At 55.4% G+C, this 25,162-nt stretch carries 26 protein-coding genes; 11 read left to right on the top strand and 15 right to left on the bottom strand.

The genetic code is table 11. The features are described from left to right. Positions 1 to 6: 6 nt before the first annotated feature. The 4 genes from ACR3EJ_RS13645 to ACR3EJ_RS13630 all read right to left on the bottom strand — a co-directional run bounded on the left by ACR3EJ_RS13645 (position 7) and on the right by ACR3EJ_RS13630 (position 3,574). Complete coding sequence (locus tag ACR3EJ_RS13645) at positions 7 to 399, bottom strand: hypothetical protein (RefSeq protein ID WP_170539417.1); 393 nt, start codon at positions 397 to 399, stop codon at positions 7 to 9. Between the two features lie 108 nt (positions 400 to 507). Then, positions 508 to 1,380 carry a 3-hydroxyisobutyrate dehydrogenase gene (gene mmsB / locus ACR3EJ_RS13640; RefSeq protein ID WP_170539420.1) on the bottom strand — a complete coding sequence of 291 codons (873 nt, stop codon included), beginning with the start codon at positions 1,378 to 1,380 and terminating at the stop codon, positions 508 to 510. A gap of 3 nt (positions 1,381 to 1,383) precedes the next feature. Then, positions 1,384 to 2,424 carry an enoyl-CoA hydratase/isomerase family protein gene (locus tag ACR3EJ_RS13635; RefSeq protein WP_170539423.1) on the bottom strand — a complete coding sequence of 347 codons (1,041 nt, stop codon included), beginning with the start codon at positions 2,422 to 2,424 and terminating at the stop codon, positions 1,384 to 1,386. Positions 2,425 to 2,431: 7 nt separating this feature from the next. Further along, complete coding sequence (locus tag ACR3EJ_RS13630) at positions 2,432 to 3,574, bottom strand: acyl-CoA dehydrogenase family protein (RefSeq protein ID WP_170539425.1); 1,143 nt, start codon at positions 3,572 to 3,574, stop codon at positions 2,432 to 2,434. A gap of 160 nt (positions 3,575 to 3,734) precedes the next feature. Here ACR3EJ_RS13630 and ACR3EJ_RS13625 point away from each other — a divergent pair, with 160 nt between their 5' ends. Beyond that, positions 3,735 to 4,595 carry a hypothetical protein gene (locus ACR3EJ_RS13625; protein WP_010439825.1) on the top strand — a complete coding sequence of 287 codons (861 nt, stop codon included), beginning with the start codon at positions 3,735 to 3,737 and terminating at the stop codon, positions 4,593 to 4,595. Positions 4,596 to 4,597: 2 nt separating this feature from the next. On the opposite strand, the gene ACR3EJ_RS13620 is transcribed toward ACR3EJ_RS13625, so the two are convergent. After that, entirely contained in the window at positions 4,598 to 5,713 is a 1,116-nt protein-coding gene (locus ACR3EJ_RS13620; RefSeq protein ID WP_170539428.1) for a carboxylate-amine ligase, read from the bottom strand. 134 nt (positions 5,714 to 5,847) lie between these two features. Between ACR3EJ_RS13620 and ACR3EJ_RS13615 the strand changes: the two genes are divergently transcribed. Together ACR3EJ_RS13615 and ACR3EJ_RS13610 are read left to right on the top strand one after the other, a co-directional pair. Beyond that, entirely contained in the window at positions 5,848 to 6,699 is an 852-nt protein-coding gene (locus ACR3EJ_RS13615; protein ID WP_170469896.1) for a class I SAM-dependent methyltransferase, read from the top strand. Positions 6,700 to 6,770: 71 nt separating this feature from the next. Next, a complete protein-coding gene (locus ACR3EJ_RS13610; protein ID WP_170539431.1) occupies positions 6,771 to 7,247 on the top strand; it encodes a fasciclin domain-containing protein in 477 nt (158 codons plus the stop codon). A gap of 78 nt (positions 7,248 to 7,325) precedes the next feature. Here ACR3EJ_RS13610 and ACR3EJ_RS13605 read toward each other — a convergent pair whose 3' ends face one another. Together ACR3EJ_RS13605 and ACR3EJ_RS13600 are read right to left on the bottom strand one after the other, a co-directional pair. Further along, complete coding sequence (locus tag ACR3EJ_RS13605; RefSeq protein WP_170539434.1) at positions 7,326 to 7,925, bottom strand: L,D-transpeptidase; 600 nt, start codon at positions 7,923 to 7,925, stop codon at positions 7,326 to 7,328. Between the two features lie 188 nt (positions 7,926 to 8,113). Further along, entirely contained in the window at positions 8,114 to 9,613 is a 1,500-nt protein-coding gene (locus tag ACR3EJ_RS13600; RefSeq protein ID WP_039535334.1) for a CoA-acylating methylmalonate-semialdehyde dehydrogenase, read from the bottom strand. Between the two features lie 104 nt (positions 9,614 to 9,717). Between ACR3EJ_RS13600 and ACR3EJ_RS13595 the strand changes: the two genes are divergently transcribed. From ACR3EJ_RS13595 to coaD, 3 genes are all read left to right on the top strand, one after another. Beyond that, positions 9,718 to 10,620, top strand: a complete 903-nt coding sequence (locus tag ACR3EJ_RS13595) for a LysR family transcriptional regulator (protein ID WP_010439839.1) — start codon at positions 9,718 to 9,720, stop codon at positions 10,618 to 10,620. Positions 10,621 to 10,680: 60 nt separating this feature from the next. Next, the gene (locus ACR3EJ_RS13590) at positions 10,681 to 11,118 is read left to right on the top strand and encodes a CBS domain-containing protein (protein WP_010439840.1); all 438 of its coding nucleotides are present in this window, start codon (positions 10,681 to 10,683) and stop codon (positions 11,116 to 11,118) included. Positions 11,119 to 11,200: 82 nt separating this feature from the next. Beyond that, positions 11,201 to 11,692, top strand: coding sequence for a pantetheine-phosphate adenylyltransferase (coaD, locus tag ACR3EJ_RS13585; protein ID WP_170539437.1), 492 nt, complete (start codon positions 11,201 to 11,203; stop codon positions 11,690 to 11,692). Here the strand turns inward: coaD and gap (ACR3EJ_RS13580) are convergent. The 3 genes from gap (ACR3EJ_RS13580) to gap (ACR3EJ_RS13570) form a co-directional block, all read right to left on the bottom strand. Continuing rightward, positions 11,684 to 12,688, bottom strand: a complete 1,005-nt coding sequence (gene gap, locus ACR3EJ_RS13580; protein ID WP_170539440.1) for a type I glyceraldehyde-3-phosphate dehydrogenase — start codon at positions 12,686 to 12,688, stop codon at positions 11,684 to 11,686. The genes coaD and gap (ACR3EJ_RS13580) overlap by 9 nt on opposite strands. A gap of 81 nt (positions 12,689 to 12,769) precedes the next feature. Further along, positions 12,770 to 12,913: a hypothetical protein gene (locus ACR3EJ_RS13575; RefSeq protein WP_008757368.1), complete on the bottom strand. Its 144-nt coding sequence runs from the start codon at positions 12,911 to 12,913 to the stop codon at positions 12,770 to 12,772. A 73-nt stretch (positions 12,914 to 12,986) separates the two neighbouring features. Then, the gene (gene gap, locus ACR3EJ_RS13570; protein ID WP_170539443.1) at positions 12,987 to 13,988 is read right to left on the bottom strand and encodes a type I glyceraldehyde-3-phosphate dehydrogenase; all 1,002 of its coding nucleotides are present in this window, start codon (positions 13,986 to 13,988) and stop codon (positions 12,987 to 12,989) included. Between the two features lie 180 nt (positions 13,989 to 14,168). Between gap (ACR3EJ_RS13570) and ACR3EJ_RS13565 the strand changes: the two genes are divergently transcribed. Beyond that, complete coding sequence (locus tag ACR3EJ_RS13565; RefSeq protein ID WP_010439850.1) at positions 14,169 to 15,140, top strand: DUF808 domain-containing protein; 972 nt, start codon at positions 14,169 to 14,171, stop codon at positions 15,138 to 15,140. Positions 15,141 to 15,269: 129 nt separating this feature from the next. Then, positions 15,270 to 15,557, top strand: coding sequence for a hypothetical protein (locus ACR3EJ_RS13560; protein ID WP_170539446.1), 288 nt, complete (start codon positions 15,270 to 15,272; stop codon positions 15,555 to 15,557). Between the two features lie 54 nt (positions 15,558 to 15,611). Here ACR3EJ_RS13560 and tkt read toward each other — a convergent pair whose 3' ends face one another. Continuing rightward, positions 15,612 to 17,636 (bottom strand): transketolase, encoded by a 2,025-nt coding sequence (gene tkt / locus ACR3EJ_RS13555; protein WP_170539449.1) that lies wholly within the window; start codon positions 17,634 to 17,636, stop codon positions 15,612 to 15,614. A 235-nt stretch (positions 17,637 to 17,871) separates the two neighbouring features. Here tkt and ACR3EJ_RS13550 point away from each other — a divergent pair, with 235 nt between their 5' ends. Genes ACR3EJ_RS13550 through ACR3EJ_RS13540 form a run of 3 tightly spaced genes read left to right on the top strand, consistent with a single transcriptional unit; the run spans position 17,872 to position 19,447 of the window. Beyond that, on the top strand, positions 17,872 to 18,705 hold the full coding sequence (locus ACR3EJ_RS13550) for a hypothetical protein (protein ID WP_170539452.1): 834 nt from the start codon (positions 17,872 to 17,874) through the stop codon (positions 18,703 to 18,705). Beyond that, positions 18,705 to 19,097: a cell division protein ZapA gene (locus ACR3EJ_RS13545; protein ID WP_170469928.1), complete on the top strand. Its 393-nt coding sequence runs from the start codon at positions 18,705 to 18,707 to the stop codon at positions 19,095 to 19,097. The genes ACR3EJ_RS13550 and ACR3EJ_RS13545 overlap by 1 nt, the downstream gene beginning before the upstream one ends. Further along, complete coding sequence (locus ACR3EJ_RS13540) at positions 19,097 to 19,447, top strand: MliC family protein (RefSeq protein ID WP_170539456.1); 351 nt, start codon at positions 19,097 to 19,099, stop codon at positions 19,445 to 19,447. Before ACR3EJ_RS13545 ends, ACR3EJ_RS13540 begins: the two co-directional genes overlap by 1 nt. Before the next feature lies 1 nt (position 19,448). Here ACR3EJ_RS13540 and grxD read toward each other — a convergent pair whose 3' ends face one another. The 4 genes from grxD to ACR3EJ_RS13520 form a co-directional block, all read right to left on the bottom strand. Next, positions 19,449 to 19,811 carry a Grx4 family monothiol glutaredoxin gene (gene grxD, locus ACR3EJ_RS13535; RefSeq protein WP_170539459.1) on the bottom strand — a complete coding sequence of 121 codons (363 nt, stop codon included), beginning with the start codon at positions 19,809 to 19,811 and terminating at the stop codon, positions 19,449 to 19,451. 249 nt (positions 19,812 to 20,060) lie between these two features. Beyond that, positions 20,061 to 20,297, bottom strand: coding sequence for a BolA family protein (locus tag ACR3EJ_RS13530; RefSeq protein ID WP_010439863.1), 237 nt, complete (start codon positions 20,295 to 20,297; stop codon positions 20,061 to 20,063). 142 nt (positions 20,298 to 20,439) lie between these two features. Beyond that, positions 20,440 to 22,599, bottom strand: coding sequence for a phosphoribosylformylglycinamidine synthase subunit PurL (gene purL / locus ACR3EJ_RS13525; RefSeq protein ID WP_170469940.1), 2,160 nt, complete (start codon positions 22,597 to 22,599; stop codon positions 20,440 to 20,442). 190 nt (positions 22,600 to 22,789) lie between these two features. Next, the gene (locus tag ACR3EJ_RS13520; protein ID WP_170539462.1) at positions 22,790 to 25,033 is read right to left on the bottom strand and encodes a mechanosensitive ion channel domain-containing protein; all 2,244 of its coding nucleotides are present in this window, start codon (positions 25,031 to 25,033) and stop codon (positions 22,790 to 22,792) included. Positions 25,034 to 25,162 lie beyond the last annotated feature (129 nt).

Below are 25,162 nucleotides of genomic sequence, written 5' to 3'. Positions count from 1 at the left end.
CGAACTCTAGTAGAGGATATCGGCAACTGCGCCGATGAGGTTCAACACTTTGCGCGTGTCCGGGTCGATTGAATAGACATAGTCACCGGCACGCACATAGTTGCCACCGCGCCGCAATCCATAGCGATAAGGGTCGTCAATCCAGATGTAGTCATCAAGCCGATCACCCTTTCGGTAGAGCTTTTTGACCTGCCCGGGTGGCACGCAAGGCACAGCCTTTTTCGCAAGCCCCGGAGGGCAATGGCCAGCATTGCTAAGCACCAGACCAGATTGCGGAGCGACTCGTTCGACCTGCAACTTGGACTTGTTCTTACCTTTACCATTGCCATTCCCGGCCAACGCTACGGCTGGGCTCAGCGCAATCAGGGCGATCATTGAAAGGCAGGTCATAATTTTCATCGAGGCGCACTCCGGCGTGGGTGTTTGTATTTGCTTGTACAATACCCAATCACGTAGGAGCGCGCCTCCTTGTATTCCAGCCCTGTGCGGTTTTCCGCTGCTAGAGTGTTAGCTTCGGCCGCGCGTCTCGAACCGTGGCAACATGGCGCTGAAATCGCGACCTAAGCCATTTTCGTGTTCGACAAACTGTTCATAAAGCTTCGTTGCGATTTCTCCCATGGGAGTATCGGCATCAGCGCTTTCTGCAGCCTGTTGGCTGAGGCGTAGATCTTTCAGCATCAGCTCGGCGGCAAAGCCAGGGATATAATCATTGTCAGAAGGGCTTTCGGGGCCAACACCCGGCGCAGGGCAATATGCATTCATCGTCCAACTGTAGCCAGAAGAAGTGCTAACCACATCAAACATTTTTTGGCGGTCCAACCCTAGCTTGTCAGCCAGTGCAAATGCCTCGCAGGTGGCAATCATGGTGACGCCGAGGATCATGTTGTTGCAGATTTTGGCGGCTTGACCAGCGCCCGCCTCGCCGCAGTGAACCGCTTTCTGGCCCATGATTTCAAACAACGGCGCGGCTTTGGCAAAAGCGGTGTCAGAGCCACCAGCCATAAAGGTCAGCGTGCCGGCTGCGGCGCCGCCAATTCCACCTGAAACCGGTGCATCCACCGAGAGCAGACCGGCGTCTGTGGCTTGCTGGGCTACGACGCGGGCGCTGTCGACATCTACGGTCGAACAGTCGATCAGAACCGCACCGTTCTGCATCGCAGGAATAACCTCATTGGCCACGGTGCGCAGTATCTGGCCATTGGGAAGCATGGTGATGACCGCCTCTGCGCCAGAAACGGCTTGGGCCCCTGACGCGGCCATCGTCACACCATCGATCGATATGTCTGCCATGTCATGGCCGACCACTTCATGACCGGCCGCTGCCAAATTGGCTGCCATTGGGGCGCCCATGTTGCCCAGTCCAATGAATGCGATTTTCATCCCTTACTCCTCTGAAAAGGTCAGCGCCTTCTCACCTAATGGTTGCAACATATTCGAGACTGCTGCCGCAGGTACGTTCATATCTGCAAATTGCCAGTTTGGATTGCGATCCTTGTCTATAATCTGTGCACGAATGCCTTCCAGAAAATCTCCGTGTTCCATCGCGCGATAGGTAAAGCGATACTCCATCTCCAATGCCTTGCGCAGGGTCAGATTTGGTCCGCGCAACCGATGCAGCATTTCGATGCAACAGGCCATCGAAATCGGAGCATTTCGTTTGAGGCCATTGAGAGTTTCCGAAGAAAACTCTAGGCCGTCGCTACGCAGGATGTTCAGGATATCGGTCAGGCTTTCTCCGCCGAAAAACGCGTCGATCTGTGGTTGGAGCTCGGCCAGTTTGCCTTTCGGGAGAGTTTCAGTGTGCTCTTCAACAAATTCTGCACGACCGGAAGCTTCCAGCATTTCGATAAGGCCCGCCCAGCGGTCTTGCGGAATGAAATGATCCGCGAAGCCAGCAAAGATTGCGTCATCGGGGCCCATTCGGTAGCCGGTTAATCCCAAATACTCGCCTAGACGCCCTGGCGCCAGCGCCAACATCAGTGTTCCGCCCACATCAGGGACCAGACCGATCGAACACTCCGGCATAGCAATCTGCGAGCTTTCGCCAACGATGCGATGACTGCCATGGCAGCCGATGCCAACACCGCCGCCCATGGTAAAGCCTTGCAGGAAGCTGATAACAGGTTTGGGGTATTCAAAGATTCTAGCATTCAGCCGATATTCGTCGCGCCAGAAGGTACGGCCATAATCGTAATCGCCATTGGTGCCAGTTGCGTAAAGCTCTGCAATGTCGCCACCGGCACAAAAAGCCTTTTCACCCTCGGCGTCAAAAATGATCAAATCGACTGCATCATCCTCACGCCAACTCCGGAGAGCGGTGTCGATGGCCATGCACATCTCATAGCTAAGTGCATTCAGGGCCTTTGGGCGAGTTAACGTGATGCGCCCGGCGCGCCCTACGGTACGTAAATCGATGTCAGCCATTGGACCCTCAGCGGTTCGCCAGCATTTGCCGTGCAACGATGACGCGCATAATCTCGTTGGTGCCTTCAAGTATCTGGTGCACGCGCAGATCGCGCACAAGCTTTTCGATGCCATAGTCGGCCAGATAACCGTAGCCGCCATGCAATTGCAGGCACTGGTCAACCACCTTCGATCCGGTTTCGGTGACGAATTTCTTGGCCATGGCGCAGAATTTGGTGGCATCAGGCGCACCTTGATCCAGTTTCCACGCAGCTTGCCGTAGGAAGGTGCGGGCGGCCTGCAATTCGATCTCCATATCGGCGAGGCGGAACTGCAGCGCTTGGAACTGATCGATGGATTGGCCGAATGCTTTGCGCTCGGACATGTATTGCAGCGTCAAATCCAATCCATTCTGCGCTGCACCTAATGAGCATGAAGCGATGTTCAGGCGTCCGCCATCCAACCCCATCATGGCGTATTTGAATCCGTCGCCTTCTGCACCGACCAAGTTTCCCGCGGGGATCTTACAGTCATCAAACTGGACCTGCGCGGTGGGCTGGCTTTTCCAGCCCATTTTCTGCTCCAGAGCGCCAAAGCTAAGGCCGGGGGTCCCGTCTTCGACATAGACTGTCGAAATTCCCTTGGGACCATCCTCACCCGTGCGGACCATGCAGACATAGGCATCCGAATAACCGCCGCCCGAGATGAAGGCCTTAGAGCCGTTCAGGGTGTATCCCTCGTTCGTGCGTTCAGCCCGGGTTTTCAAAGCGGCAGCGTCTGAGCCGGAACCAGGTTCCGTCAGGCAATAGCTGAGCAACGTCTTAAGGCTGAGAATGTCAGGCATGATGCGCGATTTCAGATCATCACTGGCAAAGCTGTCCAGCATTTTGGCGCACATGTTGTGGATCGACAGGAAAGCCGCGACCGAGGGGCAGGCCATCGACAGGGCTTCGAACACCAGCGTCGCATCAAGGCGGCTCAGGCCTGATCCGCCACTTTCTTCCGAGACGTAGAGGGCGCCAAAACCAAGTTCGCCAATCTGGGGCCAAAGATCTTTCGGTATCGTGCCGTCAGCTTCCCATTGGCGCGCGAATGGGGCGATATGTTCCTGGCCAAAGGCATAGGCCATATCAAAAATGGCCGTCTGTTCTTCGGTCAACGCGAAATCCATGGCGGTGGTCCCTGTAAACTGCAGAATTGAACAAGCGTTTTATTCTTCAATCCTTACAGAAATTTTTCAGCGGCGGCAAACGTTGCGGACGGGTTTGGGAGAATTACTTGCCTGCGCTATACTGAGGAAATTCAAAAGATCGATTTTATGGAGTATTCTGATGCCGTCTCACAAAATGGCCGTGATCGCCATTCACGGAATGGGAAGCCAATACAGACCCCAAGGGCAACCTGCATCGACAACCCCAACATTTTCGAAAGGACTGAAGCGTCGCGTCGCGAACCGGATCGGAGCCGATATGAGCCATGTGATCTGGCATGAGGTTGTTTGGGCGCAAATCCTGCAGGGGCGGCAGAAAGATTATCTGCGCAAGATCAACCGTAGTTTGGGCTATGACAAGCTGCGCGAGTTTGTTGTGTGTAACTTGTCCGATGCTGCCTCGTATCGCCCGACGCCGGATGACGGTGACAAAATCTATGATGCGATCCACAAGAAAATCGAGAATGTGATGGGTGTGGTCAAACATCAGGTAGGCCATGACGGCCCCGTCCTGATACTGGCCCATTCACTGGGCGGGCACATAATGTCCAACTATATCTACGACATGCAGAGGCATCTGCGGCAGGGTGGATCGCCGGTTCATCCGACACATGTAGAAAACATGAAAACAGTCGCGGGGATCGTGACCTTCGGATGCAATATTCCGATCTTCTTGTTCGCGTATCCCGAGAATGAGATATTCCCGATTATGGCTCCTAATCGCGAGCTTCCACCCGCGCTCCGGTTTACGACATGGTGGCACAACTACTATGATCGTCACGATGTTCTTGGGTTTCCGTTGGGCAAAAGCGCGCCGAGCTATGCGCAGCTGGCACAAAGCAGAGCCTTGAAAGACAAACCAATCAATGCGGGCAAAATATTTACGTCATGGAACCCGTTCTCGCACAACGGATATTGGACAGACCGGGACCTGTACGAACCGGTGGCAGAACGGATTAAGGATATTCTGGCCGCAGTCTGAAACTACAAATCAGCGTGAAACTCTTCGATCAGATGGCTAACCACGGCTTTCCCCGGATCATCTCCGCGCGCGACAGCCTCGGCATGGACGCGACGTTGGCGGGTTGAAGAAGTGCCTGTCTCGGCAATGTGCCTTAGACGTGCAATCTCGGTCATCGTGCCGAGCGCTTCCGTATCTTCAGCCAGCATACCCATGAGTTCACCCATCAGCTCGGCCATCGGCTTGATCGAGCGATCCCCGAAATCAATCAGCCCTTCGCCAACGCCATAGCGTTGCGCTCTCCAGCGATTTTCGCCGATCAGGAACTTGTCATATTGCCGCCAACGTAGATTGCGCGCTTTCAGACGGCATAACATCCGGGTCAAGGCTTGCGCCAAAGCCGCCAAAGACAATGTGTGTTCCAGCCGGGGCTGGACATCCATGATCCGGGTTTCGAGCGTTGGAAAGCGATGCGAAGGGCGCAGGTCCCACCAGATTTTTGAGGTATCTTCGATTACCCCGAGTTCGACCAAAACTCCGGTTGTACGTTCATATTCGCCCCAACTACTGAATACCGGAGGTAAACCGGTTCTGGGCAAGTTATCGAATACGGTCAACCGATAGGAGGATAGGCCCGTATCCTCGCCGTTCCAGTAAGGTGACGAAGTAGACAAAGCCAGGAGATGCGGCAGAAAGTAAGACAGCTGTGGCATCAGATCGGCGCGCAGGGCCTGGTTTTCGATCCCCACATGCACGTGCATCCCGCAGATCAGCATTCGGCGTGCAACGCCGCCAAGAGCGTGCTGCAATGCGTCATAGCGCTCTCTTCTTGTATGATGCTGATCTTTCCAGTTTGCGAATGGATGGCAGGAAACCGCGATTGGTGCCATATTGTATTCAGCCGCGCGCTTTGAGACACAGGACCGCAACCGCTTTAGGTCTTCTCGGGCGGATTTGATGGTGGCGTGCGGGCGGGTTCCGACCTCGATCTGGCATTGCAGAAATTCGGGGCTGACCTGACCTTCGAAATCATTCTGACAAGCTTCGATCAACGCGGTCGGGGCATGCGCAAGCTGCATGCTGTCGCGATCAACCAGCAGATACTCTTCCTCGATGCCTAACGTGAATTCCTGCTGCATGGCGGTCCTCGTCGTTCAATTCCAATCAGTGAATACGGAATTTTCTCTTTTGCCAAGGGTTTGGCTCAAGGGTTCTTGCAGAGGTGCCGCGAGCAAAGGTAAGGAAAGGCGCAACGTAGATTGGAGCCATCCTCGTGAAACCCAGAAAATTTCCACAGATCAACGCTGCTCTGGACGAGTTAGGAGTGAAGCTGATCGACAAGGTCACGGAACAGGATGAACGGGCGCGGCTTGAAGCCTTTGAGCGGGCAGGGGGGCTGACCCGCCCTGCATATGCCCTGTCACCGGGGATGGAAGAGTTCGATATCACACAGTTGGTGGACGCGTACACGCGACACGCCGACGATCTTGCGGCGCTAAAAGATCCTGCGCGGAATCAGACAGGTTATGTAACCAACAATGGGTACTATGACAGCCCGGATGCGGATGCGCTTTATCTGATGATCCGCCGCTTTCAGCCAAAACGCGTGATCGAGGTCGGCTGCGGAAACTCGACCCGCGTGACGCGCCAAGCGATAATCGACGGAGGCTTGGATACGACCATCACCGCAATTGATCCGTATCCGCGTGCCGATATCGCTCATGTCGTCGATCAGTTCGAACAAAAGCGACTGGAAGAGGTCGATCCCACAGTATTCGGACAGCTTGAAGCCGGAGACGTTCTTTTCATCGATTCAAGCCACGTGGTTCGGATAAGCAATGACGTGGCTCATTTATTCTGTCGGATCATTCCGGCGCTGAAACCGGGCGTTGTCATCCACGTCCACGATGTTTTTCTGCCTTACGAATATCCTAAGCGGTTCTTCTATGATTGTCCGGGTTGGGGCGAGCAATATATGCTGCACGCCTTGCTGCAATCTGGCTTCTATTCAATGCTTTGGCCCGGATATTATTTGCAACAGGAACGCCCCGACGCGGTGGAGGCATTGCCGTTTCTGAAAGACGGTCGCGCGCAGAGCATATGGGTGCAGCTCAAAGAAAAATGATCAACATGTGATCCGGTTTGCTAAAAGGCTCGTAATCCTCTGCATAACAAGCTGGAGAGGAGTTAACAGCCATGTTCCGTCGCACATTCATGGGCGCTGCCGCCGCATTTGCACTTGCACTACCCGTCAAAGCACAGGCAGCAGATATCGTCGATACGGCAGTCGCCGCCGGGTCGTTCAACACTCTGGTCGCTGCCGTTCAGGCCGCTGGCTTGGTTGAAACGTTGAAAAGCGATGGGCCTTTCACTGTCTTTGCACCCACAGACGAGGCTTTTGCCGCTCTGCCCGAAGGAACGGTTGAAACTCTTCTTCTTCCAGAAAACAAGGACCAACTGGTAGCGATCCTGACCTATCATGTTGTGCCAGCCAAAGTGATGTCTGGTGACATCGCTGGGAAACGAGCAAAGGTTCTGACCGTACAAGGTGATCGTCTAAGCGTGAACGCAAAGAATGGTGTGAAAGTTAACGGCGCCGAAGTTGTGCAGGCTGATATCGAAGCCAGTAACGGCGTCATTCACGTTGTAGATGAAGTGATTATCCCCGAATAAATCTACCACTTCCACAAACGTAAAAGCCCCGTTCCTGATGGACGGGGCTTTTTTGAGTTCCGAGTAGAAATCTGCCGTTTATACCAAACGTACCTGAGTACCGACCTTCACCAGCGGATACAGCTCTTCCACATGTTGGTTATAAAGACCGATACAGCCGGACGAGCTTTGACGACCGATCTTGCGGGTATCGTGGGTGCCATGAACCAAATAGGCAGGCCAGCCAAGATACATAGCGCGGGTCCCCAACGGGTTCCCGGGTTCGCCACCCTCCATGCGAACCGGCAACGACGGATCGCGTTCGCGCATTGATGCAGTTGGAGTCCAGCTTGGGTTTTCCGACTTGCGCGTGACTTTGGTATATCCGCGCTTGGTGAGCTCTTCGCTCATCGGGACAGAGCTGGGATAGAGTTTATAGGTCCCATCGGGTCCCCAGTAATGCACAGCCCGGCTGGTGATATCGGCCAGCAACGCACCGACGCCCAGTTCGTCAAAGTGATCCTGCCAATTCTGCTGCGAGAATGACGAAACATTGCGACGGACGGGTAATTGTGTGCTGATCGCTTCTTCATCCTGCGGGAAAGCATCGATGCTTTGGGCGCGTAGGATGGCCGGTGTCGCAATCAGAGATGCGGCGGCCAACAGGGCATGGCGACGGGTCAAACGATTTTGGGACAAGGTTGCCTCCGGAAAGATACGAACTGCTCGATTAGTTGAATCGCCGATAAAATATTGGTTATTGCCTGATTTTTCCAGAGGTGGGTCTCTGAATTTCTTGTGAAGTGGCTGAACCAGCGGGAACAGGCCCAAAACGAAAGAAGCCCGGCCTGCGTTAGGCCGGGCTTCCCGATCAATGAACTAACAGATCAGTCCATGGCTTTGAAGTTGAACTCGCCGCCTTCTTTGATACCCGACGGCCAGCGCGATGTGACAGTCTTGGTGCGCGAGTAGAACTTGAAGCTGTCCGGGCCGTGCTGGTTCAGGTCACCGAACATGGACTTCTTCCATCCTCCGAAGGTGTGATAGGCCAGCGGAACCGGGATCGGGACGTTGATGCCAACCATGCCGATATTGATCCGGCTAGCAAAATCACGCGCGGTATCACCGTCACGGGTAAAGATCGCTGTGCCGTTGCCGTATTCATGATCCATCGCCAGCTTCAGCGCCTCTTCGTAGGAACCTGCGCGTACGGTCGACAGGACCGGGCCAAAGATCTCTTGCTTGTAGATGTCCATGTCAGGTGTGACGTTGTCGAACAGGTGCGGGCCGACAAAGAAACCGTCCTCATAACCCTGCAGGCTAAAATCGCGGTTGTCGACAACCAGCTTCGCGCCTTGCTCAACGCCCGAGTTGATCAGGCCAAGGATACGTTCTTTTGCAGCGGCAGTGACCACCGGACCCATGTCAACGTCGTCACCTGCTGTGTAGGGGCCGACTTTCAGCTTTTCGACACGCGGGATCAGTTTTTCGATCAGTGCGTCTGCGGTTTCTTCGCCAACCGGTACAGCGACCGAGATTGCCATGCAGCGTTCGCCAGCTGCGCCGAAGCCAGCACCGACCAGCGCGTCCGCGGCCTGATCCAGATCGGCGTCAGGCATAACGATCATGTGGTTCTTAGCGCCACCGAAACACTGCGCGCGTTTGCCGTTGGCGGTTGCACGAGCATAGATGTACTGCGCGATCGGGGTCGAACCCACGAACGACACGCCCTGAATGATTTCACTGTCGAGCAGGGTGTCCACGGCCTCTTTGTCGCCGTTTACAACCTGGAACACGCCTTTGGGCAGACCAGCTTCGACAAACAGTTCAGCCAGCATCAATGGAACAGATGGGTCACGCTCGGACGGTTTCAGAACAACTGCGTTGCCGCAGGCCAGAGCAGGGCCGACATGCCACAGCGGCATCATGGCCGGGAAGTTGAACGGCATGATCGAGGCGACCACACCCAGCGGCTGACGCATCGAATACATATCGATGCCCGGGCCCGCGCTGTCGGTGAATTCACCTTTCAGCATCTGGGGCGCGCCAATGCAATATTCGATCACTTCCAGACCACGCTGCAAGTCACCCTTCGCATCGGGAATGGTCTTGCCATGTTCACGGCTGAGCGCCTCGGCCAGTTTGTCCATGTCGCGGTTCATCAAGCCAACCATCGCCATCATGACGCGCGCGCGTTTCTGCGGGTTGGTCGCGCCCCAAGCGACCTGAGCTGCGGCGGCGTCCTCAATCGCTGCGGTGGTCTCGGCAACACTTGCCATCGGGCATTGATACTGCACTTCGCCCGTTGCCGGGTTGAACACATCGTCAAAGCGGCCAGATGTACCGGCGACATGTTCGCCGTTGATGAAATGGGTCAGGTTCTGCATGGCAAATTCCTCCGGATTAGGTTGCGCGCAGAATAGACTTGCGAAAATCACCTGAACAGAGGCAATATTTCAAATCAGTTTTGCAAAAATGCAAAGGGCGAGGCATGACACCGAATTGGGATGATTTGCGGGTTTTCCTAGCAGTTGCTCGCGACGAAAGCCTTTCGGGAGCGGGACGGGTTCTTAAGATAGACCCGGCGACTGTCGGTCGCAGAATCGCGCGATTGGAAGCGGCTTTGGACGCTGTGTTGTTCACGAAATCACAGCAGGGCTATGTGTTGACGACTGCAGGGCAGCGTCTCATGGAGCATGGTCTACAGGCAGAAGAGGCTATGCGCGCGGCGACAGGTGTCATGTCGGGTTCCGCCAAGTCGCTGAGTGGTCAGATCAGAATTGGTGCGCCGGATGGAAGTGCCAATTACCTTTTGCCGCAGGTCTGCGCCAAGATCAGCGATGCGAATCCTGACCTCGATATTCAGATTTTGGCGTTGCCGCGCATTATCAACCTATCCCGGCGAGAGGCCGATATGGCGGTCACTGTCAGTGCGCCCACTGCCGGGCAATTGCTGGTTCAAAAGATATCCGATTATCGGCTGCACATGGTCGCCACGAAAGATTACCTGAATCGCCACGCTGAAATTAGATCCATTGAGGATCTGAAAGGGCACAGAATGATCGGCTATATCCCGGACATGATCTTCGATCGGGAACTTGACTACCTCAACGATATTGGTGTTGAGCGTGTCGCGCTTGCATCAAACTCGGTCTCAGTTCAGTTGCGGCAGGTGTCGCTGGGCACCGGGGTTTGTGTTGCGCATGATTTTACATTGCCGTTCCACCGGGGATTGCAAAAAATACTGACGGATCAGGTAAGTCTGACCCGGGGGTTCTATCTGGTCCGCCATCAGGGTGACCAGCGCAATGAGCGGTTGAATCGGTTTGCCGAAGCACTGACACGTGGCCTGCGGGACGAAGTAGCGCGGCTGGAAGCCGAAGCTTCACCTTGACACCTTCAGACATTCCGGCAACGCTTAGAAAACAGTACGTTATTCCGGAGGTTTTTGCAGATGCTCGTTCAGGCCATTCTCAAGTCCAAAGCTGGCAGCGGCGTAGTGACGGTCGAACCATCGGCGTCGGTCTCGCAGGCCGCCGCAATTCTGGCGGAGAATCGGATCGGTACTGTGATCGTTTCCGAAGATGGCGGGCAGACGGCTTCGGGCATCCTGTCCGAACGTGATATCGTGCGCGAGCTGGCGGCCAGTGGTAGCGGGTGTCTGGACAAGCCGGTCAGTACCTACATGACCAAGAAGCTTGTAACAGCCAGCCAGCAGGACTCGGTCGAATCCATCCTATCACAAATGACGGAAGGTCGATTTCGCCATATGCCTGTTCTGGAAGAGGGCAAACTGGTCGGGATCGTAACGCTGGGCGATGCGGTCAAGGCGCAACTGGCTGAACTTGCTATGGAAAAAGACGCGCTTGAAGGCATGATCATGGGCCACTGAGCGCGGGGGCTGTTTCAGCCTCTTGCACCTGCGGCAAAGTTATGTTTGCTTGCGCAGAAATTTTGTTGCGCTGGAGAGCCCTATGCGGGTTGGATTATATCCCGGTACCTTTGACCCAATCACATTGGGCCATATCGACATCATTCGCCGTGCCGCTGCATTGGTGGATAAGCTTGTGATTGGCGTCGCTATCAACCGCGACAAGGGCCCTCTGTTTTCTTTGGAAGAACGAGTCGCGATGATCGAAGCCGAGTGTGCGCATCTCACCGAACAGACCGGAACCGAAATCGTAGCGCACCCATTTGAAAACCTGCTGATCGATTGTGCACGAGATGCCGGGGCGCAAATCATTGTGCGCGGTCTGCGCGCGGTCGCGGATTTCGAGTATGAATTCCAGATGGTTGGCATGAACCGCGCGCTGGACGACTCGATTGAAACGGTCTTCCTAATGGCCGAGGCTCGGCATCAGGCGATTGCCTCGAAACTGGTCAAAGAAATCGCCAGATTAAACGGGGACGTGTCGAAATTCGTCACGCCCCGCGTCAATGAAGCTCTTCGTGAGCGTTTAGGCTAGGGCACCCATCGCGGCGGCCGTGTCCAGCATTCGGTTCGAGAAGCCCCACTCATTGTCGTACCAAGCGAGGACGCGCACCAGCGTGCCGTCGGTTACTTTGGTTTCAGCCAGCGAAACGGTCGAGCTGTGTGGGTCGTGGTTGAAATCGATCGATACCAGCGGGCGATTCTCGGCTGCCAAAACGCCGGGGACTTTCGCGGCGGCTTCTACGAAGAGGGCATTGACCTCCTCTTCGGTTGTTGGGCGTGATACTTCGGCGACCAGGTCAACAACTGAGACATTGGGCGTAGGCACGCGAATGGCTTGCCCGGTCAACTTTCCGGCCAGTTGTGGCAAAACCAGACCCACTGCAGACGCCGCGCCGGTTGTCGTGGGAATCATCGACAGTGCTGCTGCGCGCGACAGGTAGGGGTCTTTCCCAGCTGTGTCATGAACCGGTTGGCTCGCCGTGTAGGCATGAACGGTTGTCATATTGCCGTGCTTGATGCCAAGCCCTGCGTCCAGTGCTGCGGCCACGGGCGACAGGCAGTTGGTTGTGCACGAGGCGTTCGAGACAACGATATCGTCAGCGGTCAGCTCATGATCGTTTACGCCAAAGACGACGGTCTTCACACCGCCATCGCCGCGGGCAGGGGCGGAGATCAGTATTTTCTTTGATCCGTTTTTCAGATGCCGCTCGGCTGCTTCGCGGGTACGAAAGACGCCGGTACATTCCAGAACCACATCCACATCAGACCAGTCCAGTGCTTCGGGGTCTCGCTCGCTGGTCAACCGGATCGGTCCGGCACCAACATCCAGACCGGCGTCAGTCAGTGTGACAGGTCTGGGATAGCGGCCATGCACACTGTCGAACTCGAACAAATGTGCGTTCATTTCGGGCTTTGCCAGATCGTTGATTGCGATGATTTCAACATCAGTACGTCCGGACTCCATGACGGCTCGCAGAACGCCACGCCCGATCCGTCCAAATCCGTTGATTGCCAGCTTGAGTGTCATAATGCGCTCCGTCAGAATTCGGTCGATTGATGGTTAGCGCTAACAAAGCTAGATTGGCGCGAAAGTCAAGCAAAACCTCTGTCATCGCCAGAAGGCGAGCCAATCCAGGAAATCGTAGAGTTTCTTACCAAGGAACAGCAGGTGTTCGGTGCCGAACAGTGCAACGTCCAGCATCAGCCCACCCAGGATCAGGACTCCAAGCCAGATGGCGATTTGATTTGTCATTGCTGCGCCCTGAACGAAAATGCCCGCTCAGATAACCTGAGCGGGCATCAAGGTACAAGCGATGTGCGAAGGGTCAGTTAAGGCGGCCCATCGCAACGGCGACATCCGCCATACGCACCGAGAAGCCCCATTCGTTGTCATACCATGCCAGTACACGCACCATACGGTTGTCAACGACGCGGGTCTGGTCTGGAGCGAAGATCGAGCTTTCCTCGGTGTGGTTGAAATCGGTCGAGACCAGAGGCGCAGGCTCATAGCCCAGGACCCGCTGCATCGGGCCCTTGGCGGCTTCTTCAACGATCGCGTTAACCTCTTCTACGTTCACGTCGCGCGATGCGCGGAACGACAGGTCGACGGCCGAGACATTTGGGGTAGGTACACGGATCGCGGAACCGTCCAAGCGGCCCTTGAGGTTAGGCAGGACTTCACCTAGCGCTGCCGCAGCACCGGTTGTGGTCGGGATCATCGACATCGCCGCTGCGCGCGCGCGATACAGGTCGCTGTGACGACGGTCCAGAGTGGGCTGGTCGCCGGTATAAGCGTGGATCGTGGTCATGATGCCATGCTCGATACCGATGCCTTCATCCAGAACTTTGGCAAGCGGGGCAAGGCAGTTGGTCGTGCAGGAGCCGTTGGACACCATATTATCGTTTGCAGTCAGGGTGTTGTGGTTTACGCCAAACACAATTGTCTTATTGACATTCTTACCTGGTGCCGAAAGCAGCACCTTACCAGCGCCGCGATCTAGGTGCGTCTTTGCCTTTAGCCCGTCATTGAACTTGCCAGTACATTCCAGGACGACATCGCAGCCTTCCCAGTCAAGCTCGGTCATGTCATAGGTCGAGAACATTTCCATCGGGCCACGGCCCAGATCCATGGTGTTGCCTTCGACAGACACTTCGCGCGGGAAACGGCCGTGAATGCTGTCATATTTCAGCAGATGTGCTGATGTTTCCAGCGGGCCAGTGGCGTTGACCTTGATCACTTCGATGTCGTTACGCGCCGATGCGGCGATGTGCGACAGTGTACAGCGGCCGATGCGGCCAAAACCATTGATACCGACCTTGATGGTCATCCGACGTCTCCAAACTGCGCTTGTGTTGCTGGCCATATAGCCGTGAAAACCGAATCTCAAAAGGGCAAAAATGGCATATTTTTAAGGTGTTAGCGCAAACCTGTGCCGGTTGCGCTAACGCTTGCGCTAAGGGTTGGATCAGGTAGTGTCGGCAACAGCGGATAAACAAGAGGATGCGCGATGAGTGGTCTGTTGGCCCTGTTGGATGATGTGGCAGGCATTGCAAAGGTTGCAGCGTCATCAGTGGACGATGTCGTAGCAGCGGCTGGCAAGGCCGGGGCCAAGACTGCCGGTGTAATAATCGACGACGCGGCGGTAACTCCTAAATACGTGCAGGGGTTCGCGCCGGCACGAGAATTACCCATCATCTGGCGCATCGCTCGCGGATCAGTTTTCAACAAGATTGTCTTGCTGTTGCCCGTGGCACTGCTGTTGGCGAACTTTGCGCCATGGCTGATTACGCCTTTGTTGATGATAGGCGGCTCGTATCTGTGTTTTGAGGGTGCCGAGAAGATCTTTCATGTCTTATTCCCGCATGGCAGTCACGTCATCGAAGAAGACATGAAAAACCGCGACCCAGGGCATTTGGAAGAGCAGAAGGTCAAGGGGGCAATCAAGACCGATTTCATTCTGTCCGCCGAGATCATGACCATCGCATTGGCGGCTATCGAAGCGCCCAACATCTGGATGCAGGCTGCGACGCTTGCGGTGGTTGGGTTGGGTGTGACTCTGGCGGTTTACGGCTCGGTTGCGCTGATCGTGAAGATGGATGATGTCGGGTTATATCTGGCTAAGAACGCACCGACGCCCGTAGGCCGAGGTCTTGGTCGGGGCTTGGTCAAAGCCATGCCCGGCGTGATGAAGACACTTTCAATCGTTGGAACTGCCGCGATGCTCTGGGTCGGAGGATCGATTATCATCCACGGGATGGAGGTTCTGGGCTTTGGCTGGTTGGGCCATCATATTCATGACTGGGCTTATGCGGTAGGACACGCCGTGCCTGCCCAATGGGAAAAAGCCGCCGAATGGATCGCAAAAGCGACAATGGATGGGGTGTTTGGCTTGGCTTGGGGGTTTGTACTGATACCGCTGGCGACAAAGGTGATAGCGCCGATGATCGGGAAGTTTTCAAATAAGCCTGGAGTTCATTGAATCGAAGGCGTGAGGTGATGGATCTTAGTCATTTACCAGCCTTTCGACCGGTTCAAGTCCGCACTCGGTTTAAGTTGAGGGGGCTCGCTGCCAAACGTAAAGCAGCGGCATTGGCTGCCATGGGAACAAATGCCGTTTGAACCGAACGCACTGTATCGGGTTCTGCATTTTCGGATCGATACGGCGGACAAAGCTGCCGAACGTGCCAAGTGGGCAGGCGGGCGAATGTTCAACCTGCTTACGGGTCAATCTGCGCACTTCATTCCGCTTTATGGAACGCATGTGCGGCAAGTTTTGTCTTGGGCAGGGCAAAACGTACCCGGAGGGATCGTGCCAGCGGAACGGCACGAACTGCGATTGGACTTTGCGAAATTGGCATATGAGGCGTTAAGGGCGAAATTGGGCCAGCCAAAATAAGAAAGGGCGGCCGAGAAAGCCGCCCTTTGTATCTACAACTGTTGAGCCGTGTGCTTACAGCCCCAGCAGTTCTTTTACCTTCGCGACGGTCGCTTCTGCGGTAATGCCAAAGTGTTTGTAAAGCTCACCTGCCGGGGCTGATGCACCAAAGCTCGACATGCCAATAAACCCAGCTTTGGCTTCGCGGCCACGTTCACCCAGCAACCAGCGGTCCCATCCGCCAGCGCGTACGGCGGCCTCGATGCCAACGCGGACGGCACCGGCAGGTAGGACGCGTTTGCGATAGGATTCATCCTGTTCGGCAAACAACTCCATGCAGGGCATTGATACGACGCGGGTGCCGATGCCCTCGGCCTCCAGCATCGCTTTGGCTTCCATGGCCAGCGAGACCTCGGATCCGGTAGCGATCAGGATTGCCTGACGTTTGGCTTCTGCGTCAGCGAGCACATATGCGCCTTGTGAGGTCAGGTTTTTACCTTTGTGCTCGGTCCGCACTGTTGGCACGCCCTGACGGGTCAGCGACAGGACCGAGGGGCTGTCTTTGAAGGTAAGTGCCAGTTCCCAAGCTTCGGCAGTCTCAACAGTGTCAGCGGGGCGGAAGACATAGGTGTTTGGCGTTGCGCGCGAAATCGCCAGATGTTCCACCGGCTGGTGGGTCGGGCCGTCTTCGCCCAGACCAATCGAGTCATGTGTCATCACAAAGACCGTAGGCACCTTCATCAAGGCAGCCAAACGCATGGAAGGGCGGGCATAGTCAGTGAAAGCCATGAAGGTGCCGCCATAGGGGCGGATGCCCCCGTGCAGAGCCATACCGTTCATCGCAGCGGCCATGCCGTGTTCACGGATACCATAGTGGATATAGCGGCCCTTGCGGTTTTCCGGTAGGAACACGCCCATATCCGCCGATTTGGTGTTGTTTGAACCGGTCAGGTCAGCCGAACCACCAATGGTTTCTGGCATGATCGGGTTCACCACGTTCAGAACCTTTTCGGACGAGGCTCGGGTTGCCAGTTTCGGCTGATCCTCGGACATCTGCTTTTTGAACGAACGAATGGCACCAGCCAGTTTCTTCGGCGCTTCAAACGCATAGGCACGGTTGAATTCCGCCTGCTTACGGTCGGAGATTTGCGCGAAACGCTCTTGCCATGCCGTGCGCTCGGCAGCACCACGTGTACCGATAGCTTCCCATGCGGCTTTGACCTCTGTGGGGATGACAAACGCATCATGCGGCCAGCCATAGCCGTCTTTGGCCGCCTTCAACTGATCCTGATCGGTCAGTGCGCCGTGGCCTTTCGAAGTATCCTGCGCCGCGTGGCCAAGTGCGATGTGGCTCTCGCAGGCGATCATTGTCGGCTTGTTCGACTTTTTCGCCCGCACGATGGCGTCGTCGATGGCCTTGGGGTCATGACCGTCAATCTCAAGCACATGCCAGCCCGAAGCCGCAAAACGGCGCACCTGATCGGTGCGATCGGCGATATCAACGGTGCCGTCGATGGTGATGTTGTTGTTGTCCCAGAAGACGATCAGCTTGCTCAGTTCGTGTCGGCCAGCCAGGGTGATCGCCTCTTGGCTAACGCCTTCCATCAGGCAGCCGTCGCCCGCAATCACATAAGTGTAGTGATCAACGATCTTCTTGCCGTAATGCGCGCGCTGGATTTCCTCAGCCATGGCAAAGCCCACAGCGTTCGAGATGCCCTGACCCAGAGGGCCAGTGGTGGTTTCGACACCGTCTATCAGGAAGTTCTCGGGGTGGCCGGCTGTTTTGGCACCCAACTGGCGGAAGTTTTTGATTTCTTCCAGCGTAACGTCGCCATGACCAGTTAGGTAAAGCAGCGAATAGACCAGCATCGAACCGTGACCCGCCGACAGGATGAACCGGTCACGATCCGGCCAATTCGGGGCAGAGGCGTCAAATTTCAGGTGCTTTTCGAACAATACAGTCGCAACATCGGCCATGCCCATTGGCATACCGGAATGGCCGGAATTGGCGGCGGCGACAGCGTCGAGGGTCAGGGTGCGGATGGCCGCAGCCTTGTCCCAGTGTTCGGGGTTGGCATTGCGCAGCGCAGTCAGGTCCACGGGCGTTATTCCTTTGGGTTACGGGCAGATTTAGCGCTGAATACCATCCGTCTGACAAAGTGCAAGCAGAACCGGGTTCTGCGCCGAACTGGCGCTTCAAGAGCGGTGTGCAAGTGATTGAAACCAAACAGTGGGTATTTTCTGTTACATTCCGTTAGACTAGTACAGAGAGCCGCCGCTTTTGATTCGGACAGGCGTATAGCAGAACGAACCTTGATAAAGAGGTGACAGGGGCATGAGTCAGATCGAAGAATTACAACGCCGTATCATTACTGCGATGGAGCGGATCGGCACCGGAGTCGAGGCACTGCAGGACGCTGAGCCCGCGGTCGATAATGGTGCTGCATTACGATCAGAACTTGAAGAAGAGCGGTTGGCCAATGCGCAGTTGGAAGAGCGGCTGAAGTCGCTCATAGAAAGGCACGCTCTTGAGATTGATGCCCTCCGGGAGCAGGCGGGATCAGGAGAAGAAGTTGCTGCATTGCGTGATCAATTGGCCGAGGCGACCGCAAAGCTTGCGACGGTCGAGGCCGCGCGCGCAGAGTTAGCCGAGGCCAAGGCCGCTCTGGATAACAGCGACGAAGTAAATTCGCTGAAAGCCGAAATCGAAACCCTGCGATCCATGGAAAATGCCGCAGAAGAAGCCGAGTCGTTGCGGGCCGAGGTCGAGCAATTGACCCCCATCGCAGATCGCGCCGAAGAGATGGAGGCAGAGCTGTCCCGTCTGCGCGCTGAATTGGTCGATAGCGAGCGGCTGACCGAATTGAACGCCGAGCTTGAAATGCTGCGTGCCGAGCGTGCCAGCCATGGCGCGGCGATGTCGCGACTGGATGACGATTTGCAACGGTTGCGCAAGGCAAACGAACAGTTGCGTGGAACAGTGGATGAATTGCGCGCCGCTGCAGAAGAGGGTGTGACCGATGCAGACATGCTGAATCGCGCAACTGCTGCAGAGTTGGAGGCAACGCGTGCCGCAAGAGCCTCGGACGCGGCCGAAGCACACGCGGTTCTGGCCCGGCTCGAACCGTTGTTGACCCATGCCAATCTGGCTGAAGGAGAGGTTGAATAATGCCCGAGGTGACCATTCATATCGGTGGACGAGGATTTGATGTCTCGTGCCAGGACGGTGAAGAACCCTTTCTGCAGGCCGCGGCCAAGCTTTTGGATGATGAAGCACAGGTATTGTCGGACCAGATTGGACGCATGCCTGAATCGCGCATGTTGTTGATGGCCGGACTAATGTTGGCCGACAAAGCTGCAGCGCACGAAGATCGCCTGAAGCTGGCCGAGGCAAAGCTTGTGGAAGCCGAAGCCGAGTTAAATCGCCTGCGTAGTCAACCTCTGCCCGAGCCCGAGCGAATTGAAGTTGCAGTGGTGCCGCCTTCGGTAACAGACACATTGGCGGAGATGGCCGCGCGTGCAGAAGCGCTGGCTGCGGTGATCGAGGAAAGGAACGCCTGATGGGCTTTGTTCGAACGGCAGCAGGGACCGCGGTATTGTCTTTGTACGCTACGGCAGGTTTGGCCGAGATCGACATACTGTCTGTGACATTTAACTGCGAGAACAACACGCAGGTGCCAGTGTCCTATTTCAATGCCGTAGATGGATCAGGTGCTGCCGCGATGCTGATTGAGGACCAGTTAATTGCGCTGAAACAGGTTCAAAGCGGATCAGGTATTCGCTACGAATCTGTAGACGGGGCAGGGACATACACCCTTCGATCCAAAGGCTGGGAAGCTACGATCAGCCATCAGGCCCAAGGCAGCACAGCCCCCGAACGTGTCTTGTTCAAGGACTGCTCTAGCCGGTGAATTAGGCGTTTGCTTCACGGATTTTGTCGGCTGCATCTTTGTCGTAGCCGACATTGTTTTCTTCAAACAAAGTATCCAGCTCTCCCGAAAGGGTCATCTCGGTGATGATGTCGCAGCCGCCGACAAACTCGCCTTTGACGAAAAGCTGGGGCACAGTTGGCCAGTCTGAATAATCCTTGATGCCCTGACGGACAGAGTCGTCCGCCAAAACATTCACGTCGGTATATTCGACACCCATGTAGTTCAATACACCAGCGACGCGCGACGAGAACCCGCACTGCGGCATCTCTTTGGTACCTTTCATATACAGCACCACGTCATTGGCTTTGACGGTTTCGTCGATCTGGGTTTTCACGTCGGTCATTTGGTGTTTCCTTTGCTCTTCGGCATTATTGCTTTGGCGTGGTCTTGAGGATTCTTCGGAATATGGGTCTGCGCCGAGCTAATTGCACCGTCATGTGAATTGTAGGAGGAATGCAGGAGGTGTTCTCCCTGTCCAGGTGGCGATCCTCGTCTTGTATTACGTCCCGCCTTTGAATGGTTCCAAGCTATGAGCGCGATCAACACAACAAAGACGGTGAATGTAATTGAGATTACAATCGCGTGCTCCATATTACTCCGGTACTTTCGTGGTCAGCGCCAGCGCGTGCAACTCTCCATCCGGGCCATCCATCTTGCCTTTCAACGCGGCATAAACAGCACGTTGTTGCTGAACGCGGTTCTTACCGCGAAAGCTTTCATCCACGACCATGGCAGACATGTGCACGCCATCGCTGCCACCAACCTGGATTTCCGCATCTGGAAAGCTCTCGCGTAGCAGAGTTTCAATTTCGTGGGCGCTCATCGGCATGTAGGTTTACTCCTGAAGGTCTTTCCCAAGATGTAGAGCGATGAGACGGGGCGTGCAAGATGGGGCCGGTTGCGTTCAACAACAATTCCTGCGCGCTGACACGCGCAAGAAATCTGTTTGATCGCACCAGAACAGAGAATGACTAGGCAACGGCTTCGGCAAAGCTGCTGCGGAACGTATCCGCCAGCTCGGCAAGCGAGACTTCGGAGCTGCCGATTTTGACACTATCCCCACTGAAACGTCCGACTGACACTAGGGGAACACCGGCCTGACCAGCTGCGATCATCAATGCTTCGGCCTGATCAAAGTTACAGGCGACCAGATAGCGCGCCTGATCTTCTCCGAACAGGAACTCGGTCGAGGCATCGTCGAGGCAAACGCCGACACCAGCAGCCTCGGCTAGTTCAAAAGCGGCTAGGGCAAGGCCACCGTCACCCAGATCGGTGCAGGCTTTGATCATTTCACGATTGGCGCGAATGAACTCTCCGTTGCGCTGTTCAGCGTCCAGATCGACATGTGGGGCGTCCCCGTCTTCGCGGTTGAAGACTTCGGCCAGCAGGGCCGACTGGCCCAGATGGCCTTGGGTTTCGCCGATAACCAGAGCGACATGGCCTTCACGAACCTCGTTGCCGATGATTTCATCGGCAGTTTGCAGCAGGCCCACGGCCCCAATCGTGGGAGTTGGCAGGATCGCCTGCCCATCAGTCTCGTTATATAGCGACACGTTGCCGGAAACGATGGGCATGTCCAAGGCTCCGACTGCGGCTCCGATGCCTTGGATTGCCCCTACAAACTGGCCCATGATCTCAGGCTTTTCGGGATTGCCGAAATTCAGATTGTCAGTTGTGGCCAGCGGCTTGGCGCCCACGGCAGTCAGGTTGCGGTAGGCTTCGGCTACGGCCTGTTTGCCGCCCTCAACAGGGTTTGCGCGGACATAGCGCGGGGTCACGTCGCTGGTGAACGCCAGCACCTTGTCAGTTCCGTGCACACGCACCATTCCAGCACCCAGACCAGGCGTGCGGGAGCTGTCGGCCATGACCATGGTGTCATACTGTTCGTACACCCATTGCTTGCCTGCGTAGTTCGGCGAAGAGAGCAGGGCGCGAAGGCCATCAACAGGGTCGATTTGGGGCACATCTGTCAGCTCTTCCGCGTTGGGCGTTGGTTCCCATGGGCGGTCGTACTCGGGTGCCGTTGAAGACAGTTTGGAAAGGACGAGGTCTGCTTTGACTTCGCCGTTATGCATGATCAGGAACCGGTCTTCGGCGATAGTTTCACCGACAATGGCGAAATCCAGATCCCATTTCTCGAAAACCGCACGGGCTTCGGCTTCAAGCTCAGGTTTGAGGACCATCAGCATCCGCTCCTGAGATTCAGACAACATCATTTCGTACGCGGTCATGTTCTCTTCGCGCTGAGGGACATTCTCCAGATCAAGGCGAACGCCTAGGCCACCCTTGTCTCCCATCTCAACGGCCGAACAGGTCAGCCCTGCCGCACCCATATCTTGAATCGAGATCACGGCGCCGGTCTGCATCAGTTCCAGCGTGGCTTCCATCAAGCGTTTCTCGGTGAAGGGGTCGCCGACCTGAACAGTGGGCCGTTTTTCTTCGATGGTGTCGTCGAATTCCGCCGAAGCCATAGTCGCACCGCCAACGCCATCACGGCCAGTTTTAGCGCCCAAATAAACAACCGGCATACCCACGCCCGACGCGGCCGAGTAGAAAATCTTGTCACTGTCGGCCAGACCTGCGGCAAAAGCATTTACAAGGCAGTTGCCATTGTATGCAGGATGAAAACGGACCTCACCGCCAACGCAAGGTACGCCGAAACAGTTGCCATAGCCGCCGATGCCTTCGACCACACCATTTACAAGCTGACGGGTTTTGTGGTGGCCCGGTTCGCCAAAGGACAAAGCGTTCATCGAGGCAATTGGGCGGGCCCCCATGGTGAAGACATCCCGCAAAATGCCACCAACGCCGGTCGCGGCACCCTGATAGGGCTCAATGTAGGAGGGGTGGTTGTGGCTTTCCATTTTGAACACCACGGCCTGGCCGTCACCAATATCAACCACGCCTGCGTTCTCACCCGGGCCGCAGATAACTTGTGGGCCAGAGGTGGGCAGCGTGCGTAGCCATTTCTTCGAGGACTTATATGAACAATGCTCGTTCCACATAGCCGAGAAAATGCCTAGTTCGGTGAATGTTGGCTCGCGCCCGATGATCTCGAGGATCATGTCGTATTCCTCGGGCTTGAGCCCGTGTGCAGCAATCAGATCCGGGGTGATGGCGGGCTCTTGCATCTTCTGTCCTGTGTCCATAGTGGCCGAGATTGCGGGCCTTTTAGGGCAAGGGCGCTTCCGTGGGAAGGGTCAAGTCACCGCAGGGCCATTTAGAAAAGAAAATGCGGAACCGACAATGCCGCCGATTCCGCACATCTGGAGGTTGGCTTATAGATTGGCGCTGTAAAATCCCAGCGCCAATCCTACCGATTTAGGCCGGGTTCTGACCTTTGTTGACGGCATCAGCTGCAGCTGCAGCTGCACCGGCGGCTGCTTTTTGTTCTTCAGTCATATTCTCGCTGCCAGGTATCGCAACGCGCACCTCTCGGCGGGCGAAGTCGATGCCATTGGCGTTGAACTCTGCTTTCACGCGATTGAAGATTTCCTTACGCAGCGTGAACTGCTTGCCCGGCTTGGCCATGAACTTGCCTCGGATGATCATACCGACATCATCAAAGTCGAACACACCCTGAGATTTGAACGGCTGCAGGAACCCATCTTTATGAGTTTCGTCCTGCATCATCTCGGCACCGATCTTCTTGAAGATCTTTTTGACCTTATTGGGATCGGTATCGAAAGGCACAGTGAACTTGAGCTTCATGATGACCCAATCGCGGCTGAAATTGGTCAGCTTTTGAATCTCGCCATATGGTATCGTGTGAACGGGCCCGCGATGGTGGCGCAATTGCATGGATCGGATCGAGATCTTTTCGACCGTTCCCATCGTACCGCCGACATCGACATATTCGCCGACACGGAAGGCGTCATCGATCAGGAAGAAAATACCACCAACGATATCGGCCACCAGTTTTTGCGCGCCAAATCCAATAGCCAGACCCAGAACACCAGCACCGGCTAGTAGTGGTGTAATGTTGATCCCAAGCGCACTCAACGCCAGCAGGCCGAAGATGACGCAGATTGTGACCTGTGCAGTGATCCGCAGCAAAGGCAGAACCGTTGCCAGACGCGAACCACCAGCACCGCCACCTTCGCCGCCAGCTTCTTCATCCAGCTCTTCCGCAGCAGTTTGTTCTTTCGCCAGACGACGATTGATCCAGAGCGAGACAATCTCGTTCAAGATGTAGCCGACTGCGATGATCAGCAGGAACTGGATGACCGCGCCACCGACTTCTGCTCCGATGCCAGCTGATGCGACATGGCGAAGGTCAAGTTGCCAGGCACGCGATATCATCAGGACCACGAACAGCCCCGCAATAACCCGCCCAATCCGGATATAACTGCGCTTGGCCGAGCGATAGGCGCGTTCCGCCAAAGGTCCTTCACCCGATAGCGGTGGCTGCAGATGGCGCACCAATCCACGTATCAACGTATCGAGCGCTGGTGCGATCAACAGCCAGAACATAGTGGTGAAATGCGCCCCGGTTCCAATCACGCGCAAGATTGCCGGATTACGCTGTGCTACGAGGAATTCAACGAGCAACCAGATCACCACCGACACGCCAATGGCGAAGTAGGGGTAATAATGCGCGACCTCCTCATCAAACTTGGTGCGATCCGGGTCTGTGCCCAGCATCATCTGCGACAGTCCTTCGCGTGCAGTCCAGGCGATTACACCGATATATATGTGGATTGCCGCATTCAGCCAAAAGCCGATGCGCGTCTCGTTTGGAGTAATTCCGTTGAGCGCATTGAAGCGGACAACAAACAGCGTGAATCCGATCAGGATCAGAAGGCCAATCAGATTTCTGTGCAGGTATTTAGCCCAGTGGTCATCAATATTCACCAATCGGTATTGAGGTTTTTGCGGTGCGAGTACAAATCGCGAAACAGCCGCCCCAAGACGTGGGACCCAAATCAAGAAGAATACGAATGGCGCGGCAAACGTGATTTGTTCGGGGGTTAGTAATGCGCGACCAAGCGCGCGGATAACCACGTAAAATACGATGAGACCGGCAATTTCGCGGCAAAACCGGCGGAATAGGTACTGCACGGCTCCCCAAAGGTCAGCTTCATCTCCGACTTCGGATGCCTTTGACCAGCGACGGGTTAGTATGCTGAACAGCTTTTCTGCTACATATCCAACCAGTAGGACCGATAGCACTAGCCCGATCAGGGTAAAGACTCCGGTTTCGTTGAATTTATCCGCAAAATTGCTGAACGATTTTATTTGCGCACTGACGATATTGGGAACTGTCGTTAATACTTGCGTCCAAGAGGTAACCATTTCCGCCCAGATCTCGTTCAGTTCAGTCAGCGGATCTTCGTGACCTTCCTTCTCTGCGGCATGTTTTTCGGCAACTGCATCAAGGCGTTCAAGCAAGATCGCCCGTACTTGGTCATCAGACATACGCGCAACCAGATCATCGACTTGCTCAGGCGTTAGATCCTGGGGGATCGTAACCGTAGAAGTTGTGCTTGTGTCTTGTGCGTGCAGCGGCACCGCCAGAAACAAAACTGAAATCATCGCCAACAATAGGCGCAATGAATGGAACATGAATTAGCCCTCGAACACGATTTTAAGTGTTTTTTCGGGATCATAGGCTCGTGTATTCAATTTTCCCAGTGCTTTCCTGAGAATTGCCGAACGTAAGGCCAAAAAAAAAGGCCGAGCACTAAGCTCGGC

Source organism: Ruegeria sp. AB11, assembly GCF_056536325.1.
The sequence above is the reverse complement of the archived record's forward strand: the minus strand, read 5'-3'. Positions and strand labels throughout refer to the sequence as shown.